The organism is Dyadobacter sp. NIV53, from assembly GCF_019711195.1.
GTDB lineage: Bacteria > Bacteroidota > Bacteroidia > Cytophagales > Spirosomataceae > Dyadobacter.
The window spans coordinates 4,682,986-4,699,036 of sequence record NZ_CP081299.1 but is presented as its reverse complement, the minus strand read 5'-3'; the positions used below and the strand labels follow the sequence as shown (position 1 = coordinate 4,699,036).

General features: G+C 39.4%; 8 protein-coding genes. 6 read left to right on the top strand and 2 right to left on the bottom strand.

Annotated elements, in window-relative coordinates; genetic code table 11:
* Nucleotides 1–102 precede the first annotated feature (102 nt).
* The 4 genes from KZC02_RS19305 (at nt 103) to KZC02_RS19290 (ending at nt 4,711) form a co-directional block, all read left to right on the top strand.
* The gene (locus KZC02_RS19305) at nt 103–909 is read left to right on the top strand and encodes a hypothetical protein (protein WP_229253680.1); all 807 of its coding nucleotides are present in this window, start codon (nt 103–105) and stop codon (nt 907–909) included.
* Nucleotides 910–975: 66 nt separating this feature from the next.
* Entirely contained in the window at nt 976–1,857 is an 882-nt protein-coding gene (gene lipA, locus KZC02_RS19300) for a lipoyl synthase (RefSeq protein ID WP_221390190.1), read from the top strand.
* Nucleotides 1,858–2,077: 220 nt separating this feature from the next.
* The gene (gene metK, locus KZC02_RS19295) at nt 2,078–3,358 is read left to right on the top strand and encodes a methionine adenosyltransferase (protein WP_221390189.1); all 1,281 of its coding nucleotides are present in this window, start codon (nt 2,078–2,080) and stop codon (nt 3,356–3,358) included.
* 234 nt (nt 3,359–3,592) lie between these two features.
* On the top strand, nt 3,593–4,711 hold the full coding sequence (locus KZC02_RS19290; protein ID WP_221390188.1) for an acyl-CoA desaturase: 1,119 nt from the start codon (nt 3,593–3,595) through the stop codon (nt 4,709–4,711).
* A gap of 74 nt (nt 4,712–4,785) precedes the next feature.
* On the opposite strand, the gene KZC02_RS19285 is transcribed toward KZC02_RS19290, so the two are convergent.
* Both KZC02_RS19285 and KZC02_RS19280 read right to left on the bottom strand, forming a co-directional pair.
* Nucleotides 4,786–7,899 (bottom strand): efflux RND transporter permease subunit, encoded by a 3,114-nt coding sequence (locus KZC02_RS19285; protein WP_221390187.1) that lies wholly within the window; start codon nt 7,897–7,899, stop codon nt 4,786–4,788.
* 49 nt (nt 7,900–7,948) lie between these two features.
* Entirely contained in the window at nt 7,949–9,019 is a 1,071-nt protein-coding gene (locus KZC02_RS19280) for an efflux RND transporter periplasmic adaptor subunit (protein WP_221390186.1), read from the bottom strand.
* 331 nt (nt 9,020–9,350) lie between these two features.
* On the opposite strand from KZC02_RS19280, the gene KZC02_RS19275 reads away from it, so the two are divergent.
* Nucleotides 9,351–15,410, top strand: a complete 6,060-nt coding sequence (locus KZC02_RS19275) for an alpha-2-macroglobulin (protein ID WP_221390185.1) — start codon at nt 9,351–9,353, stop codon at nt 15,408–15,410.
* 169 nt (nt 15,411–15,579) lie between these two features.
* Nucleotides 15,580–16,032, top strand: a complete 453-nt coding sequence (locus KZC02_RS19270; RefSeq protein ID WP_221390184.1) for a DUF1569 domain-containing protein — start codon at nt 15,580–15,582, stop codon at nt 16,030–16,032.
* Nucleotides 16,033–16,051 lie beyond the last annotated feature (19 nt).

Sequence of the window (16,051 nt, the reverse complement as noted above, 5' to 3'; positions counted from 1 at the left end):
TTTAAATGTTAAAGAACATAAATGTACAAAAAACCGTTAAACTGAAACCGGACTCAACACGGATAAGCTAATAATTAGTATATTCACTGTTGATACCACATTATGATCGTTGTCACCGAGAGATATACCTGTTTTATGATCCGTGTAAAATTTTTACTTTTCGCCTCTATTCTTGTCGTTATGTCGACAGATATGTATGCCCAGCGACGTGCGAAGGTCCTTGAGGAAAGTGAAGATACTTATAAAACCTTCACCTCTGGCGGAATTACCACAAATACCAATTCAGGGATTTTAGGAGGCGCCGTATTCAGACGATCTTCTGCACTTTCTTCCAAGCTCTTTGGCAAGAACCAATATCAGTACCTGGCTCTTGAATTGGTTAATGTGAAACATCCAAAAGAAATTTCCCAACAGGATTTTGTTACCGGTGCACGGTTTGTTTATGGTAAAAGAAATTATTTATTTGTGCTCAGGCCGGAGTACGGGCGGGAAATTACCTTATTTAACAGGCATGAAGATGAAGGGATTTCTATTAGTGGTATTGTAGCAGCTGGTCCTTCTTTAGGTCTTGAAAAACCTTATATGGTTCAGTTTCAGGGATCAGATGGACGTGTTGTAACAAGGGCACTTAAAATTGATCCTTCCAGCGGATCAGATCCTTATGACGGAGCTATTGGAGCGGGAAGCTTTTTCCAGGGTTTTGGCCAGACAAAGATCGTACCGGGCATTCACTTAAAAACTGCTGTAAGTTTTGAGCTAAGTGCGTTTCGGGATAACGTAACCGGAGTAGAGGTTGGATTTATCGCAGAAGCATTTACGCGACAGGTTCAGATCATGGCTTATTCTGAAAACCGTAGTTTTTATTCATCCGGCTACATCACGCTTTATTTCGGAAGCAAAAAAAGATAAACACAAAAGTTATTAACCGACAATCAAAAATAAATAAAGTTGACTGTCAGCGATATAAATTAAATTATGATTGAATTACCAGTTATTACATCAGAGCGCAAAAAAAGACCCGACTGGCTTAGAGTAAAACTTCCTGCAGGCCCAGAATTCCGTAAAGTGCGTCAGTTGGTTGATAATTATAAACTGCATACTATTTGCGAGAGTGGAAATTGTCCTAATATGGGTGAATGCTGGGGAGCAGGAACAGCAACCTTTATGATACTAGGAAATGTATGTACAAGAAGCTATAGTTTTTGTGCAGTAGCAACCGGCCGCCCTAACGAATATGATACTGATGAACCGCGGCGTGTAGCAGAAGCTATTAAACTAATGCAGGTAAAACATGCTGTTCTTACATCGGTTAACAGGGATGAACTGAAAGACAGAGGTGCTGAAATCTGGTATCAGACAGTAAGGCAGGTAAAAGAAAATACGCCCGAAACGACAATAGAAACATTAATTCCGGATGTAAAAAATAATTGGGACGCATTGATCCATATGATCGAAGCTGGCCAGGAGGTTGTTTCGCACAACATGGAAACGGTTGAACGTTTATATCGTTCGGTTCGTCCTCAGGCTAAATATGCCCGCAGTCTGGAACAGATTAAAAGGACCAACGAGTTCGGGCAGCGTACCAAATCAGGTATTATGCTTGGATTAGGAGAAACTCAGGATGAAGTATACACAGCAATGGACGATCTTGCTGAAAACGGGCTCCATATTCTTACGCTTGGCCAATATTTACAGCCAACCAAAATGCATCACGAAGTAATTGAATGGATCACTCCTGAAATGTTTGACAACTATAGAGAAGAGGGTTTGAAACGTGGTCTAAAATATGTTGAATCAGGCCCGTTAGTCCGCTCAAGCTATCATGCAGAACGTCATGTAAATGTCCCTATCAAATGATCTTTTCTTTTTTATAAATAACAGAAAGCCTTGTCTGACATTAATAGACGGGGCTTTTTGTTTTTCGTAGATTTTTCTTTCACTTAATTGTCAAAAGATCTACCTAATTTTTCAAACTTGAAATTTGGTTAATCTCTTAAAAAAGTTCAATTTTGCAATCTGATATTTAGACTTCAAAAAACATTCACACTAAGTACTACATCCAAAATAAGTAAGTTTTATGCCATATTTATTCACCTCGGAGTCCGTTTCTGAAGGACATCCCGATAAAGTAGCAGATCAGATTTCCGATGCTTTGATTGACAATTTTTTAGCCTGGGATACAAATAGTAAAGTTGCATGTGAAACGCTGGTAACTACAGGCCAGGTTGTTTTGGCCGGAGAGGTGAAAACCAATACCTATCTGGATGTTCAAAAAATTACCCGCGAAGTAATCAGAAAAATTGGTTACACGAAAAGTGAATATATGTTTGAAGCCAATTCCTGCGGTATACTTTCTGCGATCCATGATCAAAGTGAGGACATTAACCAGGGTGTTGACCGTGCAGTAGTTTCTGAAAGTTTTGAAGATAAAGCAAATGCGCAGGGAGCAGGAGATCAGGGAATGATGTTTGGTTACGCCACACGCGAAACTGAAAATTACATGCCTCTTGCTTTGGATTTGGCACACAAAATCCTTCAGGAAATGTCTTACATTCGGAATAATGAACCTAATCTGATTCCTTATCTTCGTCCGGATGCAAAGTCGCAGGTTACTATTGAATATAGTGATGAAAACGTTCCTTTACGAATAGACACTATCGTAGTTTCCACACAACATGATGATTTCGATTCAGAAGAAACCATGCTGGCTAAGATCAAAGCAGATATTATCAGCATTGTACTTCCACGTGTAAAGGCTAAATTAACGCCTGAGTTGCAAAAACTATTTACAGGAGAAATTACTCACCATATCAATCCAACAGGAAAATTTGTAATTGGTGGACCTCATGGTGATACAGGTCTTACAGGCCGTAAAATTATCGTAGATACTTATGGTGGTAAAGGTGCACATGGTGGTGGAGCATTTTCAGGAAAGGATCCTTCCAAAGTAGACCGTTCGGCTGCATATGCAACGCGTCACATTGCTAAAAATATGGTTGCATCAGGCCTTTGCGATGAAGTATTGGTTCAGATCTCTTATGCTATTGGTGTGGCTGAACCTTGCGGATTGTATATCAACACGTATGGCACTTCAAAAACCGGCCTTCATGACGGAGAAATTGCTTTGAAAATTGGGGAGATTTTTGACATGCGCCCGTATGCAATCGAGCAGCGTTTAAAGCTTCGCAACCCGATTTACTCTGAAACTGCTGCGTATGGTCATATGGGTCGGAAAAATGAAATTGTTACGAAGACTTTCAAAGCTGCTAATGGCGAAGAGAAAACCGTTGAGGTTGAATTGTTTACGTGGGAAAAACTTGACTTTGTTGATCAAATCAAGTCTAAATTTACTTTATAATAAGTCGTTATATTTTAGGGAATACAATTGGGCTGGCTATACGCCAGCCTAATTTTTTGTATCTATATTTAATTTTTGCATAATAATATTGGGAGTTACATCATTTATTTGGAATAATTTCCTGAAACACAGAAAATTATATTTATTTTTAGCAAATAAATCTAACTAAACACCGTTCAATAGGAGTTGAAGGAAGAGAATCTTCTTTATGGCTTCATCATCTATTTCTGCTTTATGCAATACCAAAAGATTAAATTTACAAACCTGGGAAAAAGCTCTTTTTTCCCAACTCTACGACAGCGTGTAGACCAATACTTCTCTGTTAATAACATCAGTAAATCAGGCGGATCAAAAATTATATACAAAGCTTTATTCATGCTTAGCCTGTATATGGTTCCTTATATTTTAATCATGTCAGGTTATTTTTCTAATCTGGCAATGCTAGGTCTGGCAATTGTTATGGGGCTTGGTGTGGCAGGTGTGGGCATGTCGGTAATGCACGATGCTATTCATGGTTCTTTGGCCAATTCCAATGCTTTAAACAAATTTTTTGGTGCTTCTATCTATCTTCTAGGCGGTAATGCTTACAATTGGGAAGTACAGCATAACAGGCTTCATCATACTTACACAAATATTCATGAGGTAGATGAAGATATTACAGGAAAATTTCTACTTCGCTTATCATTTCAGGAAAAGAAGAAAAGCATCCACCGCTTTCAGCACATATATGCTTTTTTCCTGTATAGCCTGATGACTATTTCTTTTCTTTGGAAAGACTTCAAGGAAATCTCTTTGTTTAATAAAATGTCAAAATCCGGGCTGACCAAACCTTTCCCAAGAAATGAACTTATCAGATTGATTGTTAGTAAACTTGCCTATGTTGCTTTTATTTGTGTCGTTCCGCTCTGTTTCACTTCCCTGACATTCGGGCAGTGGTTTCTTGGATTTATGGCCATGCATTGTACCGCAGGAATTATATTGAGTACCGTTTTTCAAATGGCGCATGTAGTAGAAGGAGTTGATCAGCCTGAACCGGATAATTCCGGGAGTATTGAAAATGCATGGGCTGTACATCAATTACAAACCACCTCAAATTTTGCAGGCAAGAATCGTATTTTATCCTGGTATATTGGCGGATTGGATTACCAGATAGAACATCATTTATTTCCATCAATTTCACATATCCATTATCATGCTTTGTCACCAATTGTGAAAGCAACAGCACAGGAATTTGGCCTGGACTATAATGCCAAATCAGACTTTATCAATGCATTAGGTTCGCATGTAAGAATGCTGAGAAGTATGGGAACGGAATCATTGGCAATGAATAAAAATATTTTGATAGAAGCTTAAACAAGTCAATTGCCATAAATATCAATAGCCCGGAGTTTCAGCTTCGGGCTATTGATATTTATGGCAATTGACTTTTAAACGTGTGCTTCTTCCTCCAATTCACTCTCCCGCGCAATCCTGTCAATCATCTTCATTTTATCAAAATTCTTTGGACGTGAAAGAAAAGTATACATCGCAGGGATCACATATAGTGTCAAAACAAGTGAGAAAAGCAAACCACCCATAATCACAATTCCCATCGACATACGGCTTCTACCTGCTGATCCTAATGCCATTGCAATTGGTAATGCACCAAGGATTGTTGCAAGGCTGGTCATTAAAATAGGGCGAAACCGCAAAGTCGCAGCTTCCAGGACCGCTTCTTGTATTCCTAATCCTTTCTCTCGTAACTGATTTGCAAACTCTACAATTAATATCCCGTTTTTAGTTACAAGGCCAATCAGCATGATCATTCCGATCTGACTGAAAATATTAAGTGTCTGATCAAAAAACCATAATGAAAATACAGCACCACCAATTGCCAAAGGAACCGTGATCATGATAATAAACGGATCCACAAAACTTTCAAACTGTGCTGCCAGAATGAAGTAAATCAGCAATAATGCGAGGAAAAATGAAAACATCGTGTTAGAAGAACTTTCTGCAAAATCCCTTGACGAGCCGCCCAAAGCAGTTTGAATGGATTCATCTTTTAATCTGTCCCTGATTTTGTCCATAGCCGCTATACCGTCTCCTATGGTTTTGCCTGGTGCCAAAGCAGCCTGAACCGTAGCGCTCATGTAGCGGTTGTTGTGGAAAAGTTGCGGCGGACTGCTTTCTTCCTCAGCTTTTACAATATTATCAAGCTGTACCAGACTTCCGTTGCTTGTCCGGACGAACATGCTTTTCAAATCCAGTGGTTCATCCCGGTTGATTCGGTCGTACTGCCCTATGACCTGATATTGACGTCCGTTCATTGTAAAATAGCCAAAACGCTGCCCTGCAAATGCGAGCTGCATGGTTTGTGCTACATCCTGTACCGATACACCCAGCGATTTTGCTTTTTCCCGGTCAATCGTAATTTGTAATTCCGGTTTACTGAACTTTAAATTGACATCATTGATAGCAAAAGTCGGATCGTTGGAAACCTCTTCCATAAACCGGGGAAGGTATTCACGTAATTTTTCAAAATCGGGTGCCTGGATAATATACTGAATCGGCAATCCTCCGCGTGAATCCACTGAAATAGTTTGTTGCTGAACCACAAAAGACTTGGCATCAGGCATTTGTTTTAGCTTTTGATTGATATAATCAGCAATTTCCTGTTGAGATTCTTTTCTATCTTTTTTATCCACCAAAGCAATCCGGCCACTGCCGGTATTAGCAGCACCCAAGCCCGAATTACCCGGCGAGGTAATGAGCATCAAACCTTTTTTTCCAGGCATGGAATCCATCAGCATCTGCCCCACATTTTGTACATATCTGTCGGTAAATTCAAAGGAAGAGCCCTCGGGAGCAGTCATATTGATACGAAACCAGTTCCGATCGTCCAGAGGTGCGAGTTCGGATTGCAGATCTTTACCAAAGAAATAAATCATTCCCAATGTTAAACCAACCAATGGAATGGCAACCCATCTCATTTTCAAGAATTTATCCAGCGCAGTTCCATAATTCTCAGTAATCCGTTCAAAGAAAGGTTCTGTTTTTTCATAGAACCAGCTTTTCTTAGGGTTTTTGCGAACCAGATAAGCGTTCAGCATGGGTGTAAGTGTAAGAGAAACAAACGCAGAAATAAGTACCGCGGCTGATATCACAATACCAAATTCCCTGAAGAGTTTCCCGACAAATCCCTGCATAAAAATCACAGGAAGAAACACCGAAGCAAGCGTAATAGAAGTCGAAATAACTGCGAAAATAATTTCGTTCGCACCTTTGATAGCTGCTTCAACCGGCTTCATTCCCTGCTCAATCTTTTTGAAAATATTCTCCGTAACCACAATACCATCATCCACCACCAAGCCAGTTGCAAGTACAATGGCAAGCAGCGTTAATACATTGATAGAAAAACCCATGATGTACATCACGAAGAAAGTCCCGATCAGGGAAACGGGAATGTCGATCAGTGGACGGAATGCAATCAGCCAGTCGCGGAAAAACAAATAAATGATCAATACAACCAGTACGATCGAAATCAGTAACGTCTCCCCTACTTCCTCAATTGAACGCTCAACAAAAATGGTATTATCAATCAGCGTGTCCAGCTCGTAATCTTTGGGCAGTTCTTTTTTAATTTCCGCCATTCGCTTGTTCACTTCCTCCGCAATGTTGAGATAATTGGCACCCGGCATGGGAGAAATGGCTAAACCGATCATTGGTACGTTATCCAATCTGAGCAAAGTTTCCTCGTTTTCCGGACCCAATTGCGCAAAACCAATATCTTTTAAATGTATGGTCTGGGTTATGGAATTTTTTACGATCAGTTCATTAAAATCATTTTCTGTCCTGAACCTTCCCACTGTTTTTACAGTAAGCTCGGTATTATCGCCTGCCAGTTTTCCGCTTGGTAATTCTACATTTTCTTTGTCCAGTGCAGTTTTTACATCTTGTGTCGTAATACCGAGCGAAGCCATTTTAATCGGGTCCATCCAGATCCTCATCGCGTATTTTTTCTGGCCGAATATCCGGATTTCACTTACGCCTTCAATCGTTTGTAACCTCTGGGCGATTACATTTTCTGCATAATCACTTACTTCGAGATGAGACCGCGTATCACTTTTAAAAGTCAATACAATAATCGGTTCTGAATTTGCATCCGCTTTACTTACAACAGGAGGGCCGTCAATATCCAAAGGCAAAGTCCTGGAAGCAGCACCTACTTTGTCACGCACATCATTTGCTGCACGTTCCATATCCACACCAATATCAAATTCAACCGTAATCTGGCTGGTTCCCTGGCTGCTTGTAGAATTAATGGATCTTATTCCCTCAATACTGTTAAGCTGTTTTTCGAGCGGTTCCGTTATTTGGGATTCGATAATATCCGCATTGGCACCAGTGTAACTCGTACGAATGGATACAACAGGCGGATCAATAGAAGGGAATTCTCTCATTCCCAAAAATTTATATCCCAGAAATCCGAACAGAATGATGAGAAGGTTCATCACAATTGCCAGGACCGGACGTTTGATAGAGAGCGTTGAAATACTCATGAGTAAGAAATTATTGGGTCAAAAGTTAAGGAGTTAAAAGTGAACAGTATTAATTCACTTTTACAGCTGTATTTGCTTTAAGCGCTATAATACCCGATGTAATCAAAGAATCGCCTGGCTGGAGTCCGTCCATTACCTGTATTTTTGTATCTGTTCTTACACCGGTTGTAACCATCACTTCCTGTGCTTTACCGTTTTTAACCACATATACTTTTTTACCCTTCAATACCGGTACAATAGCTTCTGTCGGTATCATCATGGCCGTTTTATTCGCTTCCAGATCCGCCATGATTTTTACAAACATACCCGGCACGAAACGTCCTGCAGGATTATTGGCAATAGCTCTTACCCGTAATGTCCGCAGGTTTTCATCTACTTTCGGGTCTATGGCAATGACTTTTGCATGGTAGGTAGACGGGTCGCCATCCAGACTGAATTTAACTACATTCCCATTTTTGATATTCGGTGCGTATTTTTCAGGTACTGCAAAATCTATTTTAACCGGATTACTTTGTACAACCGTCACGATCGGTGTACCGGGTGCAACATAGGCACCTTCACTAATGTTTTTAAGCCCGATTTTCCCACTGAAAGGCGCCCTGATCTCTGTTTTTTCCAACTGTGATTTTATCACCTCTTTGTCAGCATCAAGCACACGGATGTTATTGGTGGTAACATCATATTCTTCCAGATTAATTGCTTCCACATTCAACAGCTTTTTTTGGCGCGCTTCTATCTTCTGGGCCAGCTCCTGATTGTAGTCTATTTTTTGTAACTGAGCTTTTAATTCCCGGTCATTAATTTTGGCAATAAGCTGTCCTTTCTGAACATAGGCGCCTTCCTGGATATCCAGTTTGATCAAACGCCCTGAAATCTCTGCCATTAAATTTACCTCTTCATTGGGTATTACAGTTCCGGACGCAAAAATCTGGTTATCAATGGATTCTCTGCCAACAATAAATACGTTCACAGGAATTCCTGTACCGGACTTCACATTTTTATTTTTTCCGTTTCCGCCTTTTCCACCTTCTGGTTTATCAGAAACCGGCTTGGAAAAAATGAAAAGTTTTCCAATTACCATCGCAATTATTACTACCCCAATCAACAATACTGTACGCATAAATTTTAAAACTAAATTCTGTTCTATTTCTATTTGTATTAATTACATTTCTCTAAAAGAGCTATTTAAAGATAGTTCATATTGTACAAAGCGGCAATGGGTTAATTTTTTACTTTTCCAATTCTCTGATTCCCGTTTCGCAGGTTAATAGAAAAACGTTAATCCATATACTACAAAATATGGTTCATCAGTTACAATAGCGTTTATTATGCGTTTTTTTGTAATATTTACAGATTTACTATCAATACCCACATTCTTCGCCTCCATTTTCATGAAACTCTCCACATTGATTTTTTTCTGTTTCATTGTCCTTTTTTTTAGCTTTTTACCTATGGATGCTGCTGGTCAAACCCGGATTAAAACTTATGATAGTCGATGGAAAGTTGCTGAAGACGCCATAAAAAAAGGGCTTCCGGAGTCAGCGCGAAAAGAAGTAAAAAAAATATATGAACTTGCAAAGACAGAAAAACAGGAAGCACAATTGATCAAAGCAGTTATATACATGATAGACCTGCAAAGCGAGAATCAGGAAAATGCAGCTGTTTTATCAATTGAGGAGCTCGAAAAAGAAATTTCAGAAAACCAGGAACCGGTTAAATCCATATTGACCAGTCTGCTTGCAAAAAAATATTATCAGTATTATCAAACCGTTCGCTGGCAGCTTTATGACCGGACAGCGACCGCTGGATTTAAAAAGACTGATATTAAAACCTGGACTATAGAAGACTTTCATACCAAAATCTCCGAATTATATCTGCAATCGGTTGATCAGGAGAAAAAATTAAAACAGACTTCACTGGAATCTTTTGATGCGATCATCACCAAAGGCAACACCCGTAAACTCCGCCCAACTTTATACGACCTGCTGGCCCATGAAGCATTGCGGTATTTTTCATCAGACGAAAGGAATATCAAAAAGCCATCTTATGCATTTGAAATCAACAGTGCTTCGGCATTTGATCCGGCAGCAGATTTTATTCACCGAAAGTTTGAAACCAAAGACACAGCCTCTCTTGAATATTTTACGCTGATTTTGTATCAGAAGCTCATTGCATTTCATATCAGTGATATGCAACCCGATGCATTGATTGACACTGACCTAAAACGGCTTCAATATGTGAAGGAAAAATCTGTACATCCGGATAACGGTGAATTATATTTCCAGGCTATCAATCATATTGCAAATCAATATCAAAATACACCTTCGGCAGCACAAGCTTGGTATCTGACGGCCAATTGGTATCATGAAAGAGGTAATCAGTTTAATGCAAACCAGGATACAACGAATCGTTTTGAGAAAGTAAAAGCGGTTGAAATCTGTGAAAAAATAATAGCCCAAAATCCGGCTACTGAAGGTGGAATAAACGCTTACAATCTATTAGCTACCATTCGCCAGAAAAGCCTGCAATTTTCAACTGAAAACGTAAATGTCCCGGAAAAACCGTTTCGGATGCTGGTTACATACAGGAATTTTGATAAGCTGCATTTAAAGCTTATCAGCGCTACTAACGATTTGAAGACTACTTTGAATAAAGGCCTTACAACTGAAACTTTGCAATTACTGACAAGCGCAACATCAGTCAGAAGCTGGGAACAGGCATTACCGGATACCAAAGATCACCAGCAACACAGTGCGGAAATAAAAGTGGATGCACTGCCAATTGGGGAATATATTGTCCTTGCTTCCGCAGAGACAGAATTTAATGGCAAAAAATCAAATATCGGGGCGCGGCTATTGTATGTTTCCAACATCGGTTTTGTACAGAAAGAGGACGATTTTTTTATTCTAAACCGCGATACAGGACAACCTCTTGCAAAGGCAAATGTCAGAATCTGGAATAGCAATTATGATTATTCAACGCGAATCAGCAGAAAACAAAAAGGGCCGCTTTTCGTCACTGATACTCATGGATATTTTCACAGACAGCATGAGATTAAATCAGATTTGAACCGTCAAACTAATGACTTGCTCGAAATCACATACGAGAAAGATCGGTTGTTTTTACAAGATCCTCTGTATACAAATTATTACAATTACCAGGAAGATGATGAGCCGGTTGAAGCAATATATCTGTTTACGGACCGGAGTTTGTACAGGCCGGGACAAACGGTTTATTATAAAGGAATTGCAAGAAAAGGCAATGAAATTTTAACAGACCAGAAAAAGGAAATAGACGTAGTACTGTTTAATAAAAATAATGAATTGGTAGAAAAAACCACCAAAACGGTGAATGATTACGGAAGCTTTTCGGGTTCTTTCAAACTACCTCAAAATCTATTGAACGGACATTTTCACATTGAAGCCGACGATGAGTTTACGGTAGATTTTTATGTTGAAGAATATAAAAGGCCGAAATTTTCTGTTGAATTTGATACGCTGAAAAATTCCTATAAAATCAATGATACCATTAAAGTCACCGGATCTGCTACGGCTTATGCCGGAAATGTGATTGATGGTGCCAAAGTAACTTATCGTGTCGTTCGTAATCCGCGTTTTGTTTATCCGTGGTTGTCTAAACGCTGGTGGTTTCCGCGCACAACGCCAATGGAAATTACGCATGGCGAAACTGTTACTGATGCTTCCGGCAAATTCTCAGTAACATTTGAAGCCATTCCTGACCGCAAAATTGACCGGAAACTGGAACCGGTTTTTGATTATACCATTTACACTGATGTTACCGATAGCAACGGCGAAACCAGAAGTGGGGAAACATTGGTTTCTATTGGTTATAAATCATTGTTACTAAAAGTAAATATTCCTGAAAAGATAGCCGCTGATAGTCTGAAAAACCTGAATATTCGTGTAGAAAACATGAACGGACAGTTTAACACGTCAGAAGTGGAGGTAAAAATTGTACGGCTTTTGCCTGAAAACCGGCTGATCAGAAAGCGATACTGGGAACGCCCGGATCTGTTTGTCATGTCCAAATCAGAATATATTAACCATTTTCCTTATGATGAATACGACCAGGAAACGGAATGGGAAAACTGGGCGGAAAACGGTTTAATATTAGAAAAAACACAAAAACTGTCGTCCGGTCAGAAATTTGAAATTTCAGAAACCAGATTTCAGCCGGGATTTTATAAAATTGAGATCAGTACCAAAGATGAAACAAATGAAGAAATTAAAGATATCAAATACATCGAACTGACCGACCCAAACAGTAATAAAACAAACAGGCCGCAATATCTGTGGACAAAGGAAAGCAAACCGATAGAACCCGGCGAAAAAACAACAATAGAAATCGCCAGTTCTGCAGATAATATATTTGTGATCAATAGTTCAACCCAAAAATCAATTAATAAAAATAAGCCTTTTTCATTTTTTCCATTAAATAACCAAAAACGAATTTTCGATTTTTCTGCGGACGAAGCAGATCGGGGCGGTTATCAGACAGATTATCTGTTTGTCAAACACAACAGAATTTATAATTACAGCGAAACCATTCAGGTTCCGTGGACAAATAAAGACCTGCATATTGAATACGCCACTTTTCGGGATAAAACATTGCCAGGCAGCCAGGAGAAATGGAAGGTAAAAATTACCGGTTATAAAAAGGAAAAAGTAACCGCAGAAATGCTTGCAAGTATGTATGATGCTTCCCTGGATCAGTTTTACAAACATCAATGGACAGAACCGAATATCTGGTCGCCGCAAACCGGATTGCAGAATTGGAATTTTTACCAAAACTTTGCTTTTTATCGGGCACTCGTTAGTTACACCCAAATTGTAGATTTCAAGTCATTTGAAAAGAGTTATGATGAACTAGTGGGAATTAATGACAGACATGGAATAACTATTCACCTAAGTGGCCGTGTCAATGGAGTAATGGCTAAAAGCATGGCTGTTTCTTCCCCAATGATGCTTGAACAAAATAAGAATGCTTTAAGTGAAGTTGTCGTAGTTGGTTATGGAGAGCAAAAGAAAGATGAAGAAGCTTTTGATAATACTGCCCCGGAGTATATGCTAGTTCCAACACAGTCTTTATCTGTTGCACAAGAAGAAAAAAGTTACTCAAAGAAAGCGGAAATTCCCGTTCGGAAAAACTTCAACGAAACTGCATTCTTTATTCCCGATTTACATACCAATGAAAAAGGAGAAATAGAATTTTCATTCACCATGCCAGAAGCTTTAACACGCTGGAAATTTCAGGCATTGGCGCATACTAAAGATTTGGCATTTGGTTACAGCAGTAAGGAAATTGTTACCCAAAAGGATCTGATGGTACAACCCAATCCACCTCGTTTTTTACGCGAAGGAGATGTAATGTACTTCAGTGCGAAAGTGGTGAATCTCACAGATAGAGATTTGAATGGAACAGTTACGTTTCAATTATTTGATACGGAAACCAACGAACCGGTTGATGTTATTTTTAAAAATGTAACTCCTAATCAAACATTTAGTTTAAAAGCAAAAGAGAGCAAATCTGTTCAGTTCCCGGTTCAGGTTCCGGTTCAATTCAGTAAAATGCTAACCTGGCGGATTATTGCCAAATCCGGAACCATGTCGGATGGCGAAGAAAATATTTTGCCCGTGCTTAGCAACAGAATTTTAGTAACAGAAGCGTTGCCATTGGCTATGCGCGGCAATGGAAGTAAAAACTTCAGGTTTGAAAAACTGGTGAGTTCGGGCAATTCAAAAACGCTTAGCAGTCAATCGCTAACTGTTGAGTATACGAGTAATCCTGCCTGGTTTGCCGTGCAGGCTTTACCTTATTTAATGGAATATCCATATGATTGTGCGGAGCAAACCTGGAACCGTTATTATGCCAATTCTATCGCCACATATATAAGTAACCGTTCGACTCGTATTGCCAAAGTTTTTGAAACCTGGCGGACAGAAGATACGACAGCGTTACTAAGCAACCTGCAAAAAAATCAGGAATTGAAATCGGTGTTGCTGGAAGAAACGCCATGGGTGTTGGCTGCAAAAACAGAAACACAGCAAAAAAAGAACATAGCTTTGCTTTTCGACCTGGTTCGTATGGGAAATGAATTAAATGCAAGTTTTGACAAACTCAAACAAATGCAAAGTGCAAATGGCGGTTTTGTTTGGTTTAAAGGCGGACCGGATGACCGGTATATGACACAATACATTGTAACCGGAATTGGGCATCTGAAAAAAATAAATGCGTTGCAAAACGGCCAGGAAGATAAGATCAATACTATTCTGCAAACGGCAATTCCTTATCTCGACAAAAGAATAAAAGAAGATTATGACTTGCTCTTAAAAGGTAAAGCTGTCTCGAAAAATTATACCCCTGACGCCATTATAATTCAGTATTTATACATGAGAAGTTTTTTCCCTGAACAAAGAATACCCGATGCATCTCAAAAAGCTTATCAATATTTCAGGGAGCGTGCCCAACTGACATGGGTTTCGCAATCCAAATATTTACAGGGACTTACGGCACTGGCCCTTCATCGGACTCATGATAAAAATGTACCAGAAGCTATCCTGAAATCGCTCAGAGAAACAGCTGTCAATAATGAAGAAACGGGTATGTACTGGAAAAATGCCCAACGCGGCTGGTGGTGGCATGAAGCACCGATTGAAAGACAGGCGTTGCTGATTGAAGCTTTTCAGGAAATTGAAAATGATGCCAAAACGGTGGATGACATGAAAACCTGGCTATTAAAAAACAAGCAGACCAACAGCTGGGAAAGTACGAAAGCTACCGCCGAAGCCTGTTATGCCTTACTTTTACAGGGTACCGAATGGCTTTCAGAAGAAACAGTCACAACAATTAGTTTGGGCGAGAAAAGCCTGAAATCAACAGAACAGAAACAAGAAGCAGGAACAGGTTATTTCAAAAAAACCATTGAAGGGGACAAAATAAATCCGGAAATGGGAAATATCAAAGTGGATGTAACAAGCAGCGCTCCATCCGGTTTGCCTGGCTGGGGTGCAGTTTACTGGCAATATTTTGAAGACATGGATAAAATCACTTTTGCTGAAACGCCTTTGAAACTTTCAAAAAAGCTGTTCGTAGAAAAGAATACAGACAACGGACCTGCGCTTACTCAGGTAAATGAAGGAGATGTTTTAAAAATTGGAGATAAAATTAAAGTCAGGATAGAACTCCGTGCTGACAGGGATATGGAATATGTACACATGAAAGATTTGCGTGCTTCCGCTCTGGAACCTGTAAATGTGCTCAGCGAATACAAATGGCAGGGTGGACTGGGTTACTACGAAACTACAAAAGATGCCAGTAACAATTTCTTTTTCAGCCGTTTGAACAAAGGAACCTACGTATTTGAATATGCCATGTTTGTAACCCACGACGGAGATTTCGGGAACGGGATTACAAGCATTCAGTGTATGTATGCGCCTGAATTTACTGCACACAGCGAAGGTGTCCGCGTGAAAGTTGTTGATAAGAGATAAGGAAAATCATATTATTTTTGATGCTATTGAACAATATCTTTGGATTTAATTAAATTAAGCAACTATTTTAAATTTTAAAACTGGTTAGACATTTACAGCACCATTTTTAAAACAATGGGGCTAATCGAATTAAAAAAGAATTGAAACCACCTTTAATCAATTATACCCTATGAAGAACATTTTCCTTCCCGAAGTCTCCAATGAAATCATTGAGAGGATTAATCATATTAAGCCGGATTCACAACCGCTTTGGGGTAAAATGAATGCAGCCCAGATGATGGCACATTGTTGTGTAACGTACGAAATGGCCTACGAGAACAAACATAAAGCGCCGAATGTGTTCATGAAATTTATTCTTAAAACTTTCATAAAAGATTCCGTTGTCGGCCCTAAACCATATAAAAAGAATTCCCAGACCGCACCTGCATTCCTGATCAAAGACGAACGGGATTTTAACACAGAAAAAAAACGCCTGATCGCCTACATCAAAGAAACACAGGAATCAGGCGCCAAATTTTTTGACGGAAAGGAGTCGCTTTCATTCGGAAAACTAAGTGAAGCAGAATGGAATGTGATGTTTTACAAACATCTGGATCACCATTTAGGACAGTTTGGAGTGTAAGATTACTGTATTTTTTAAC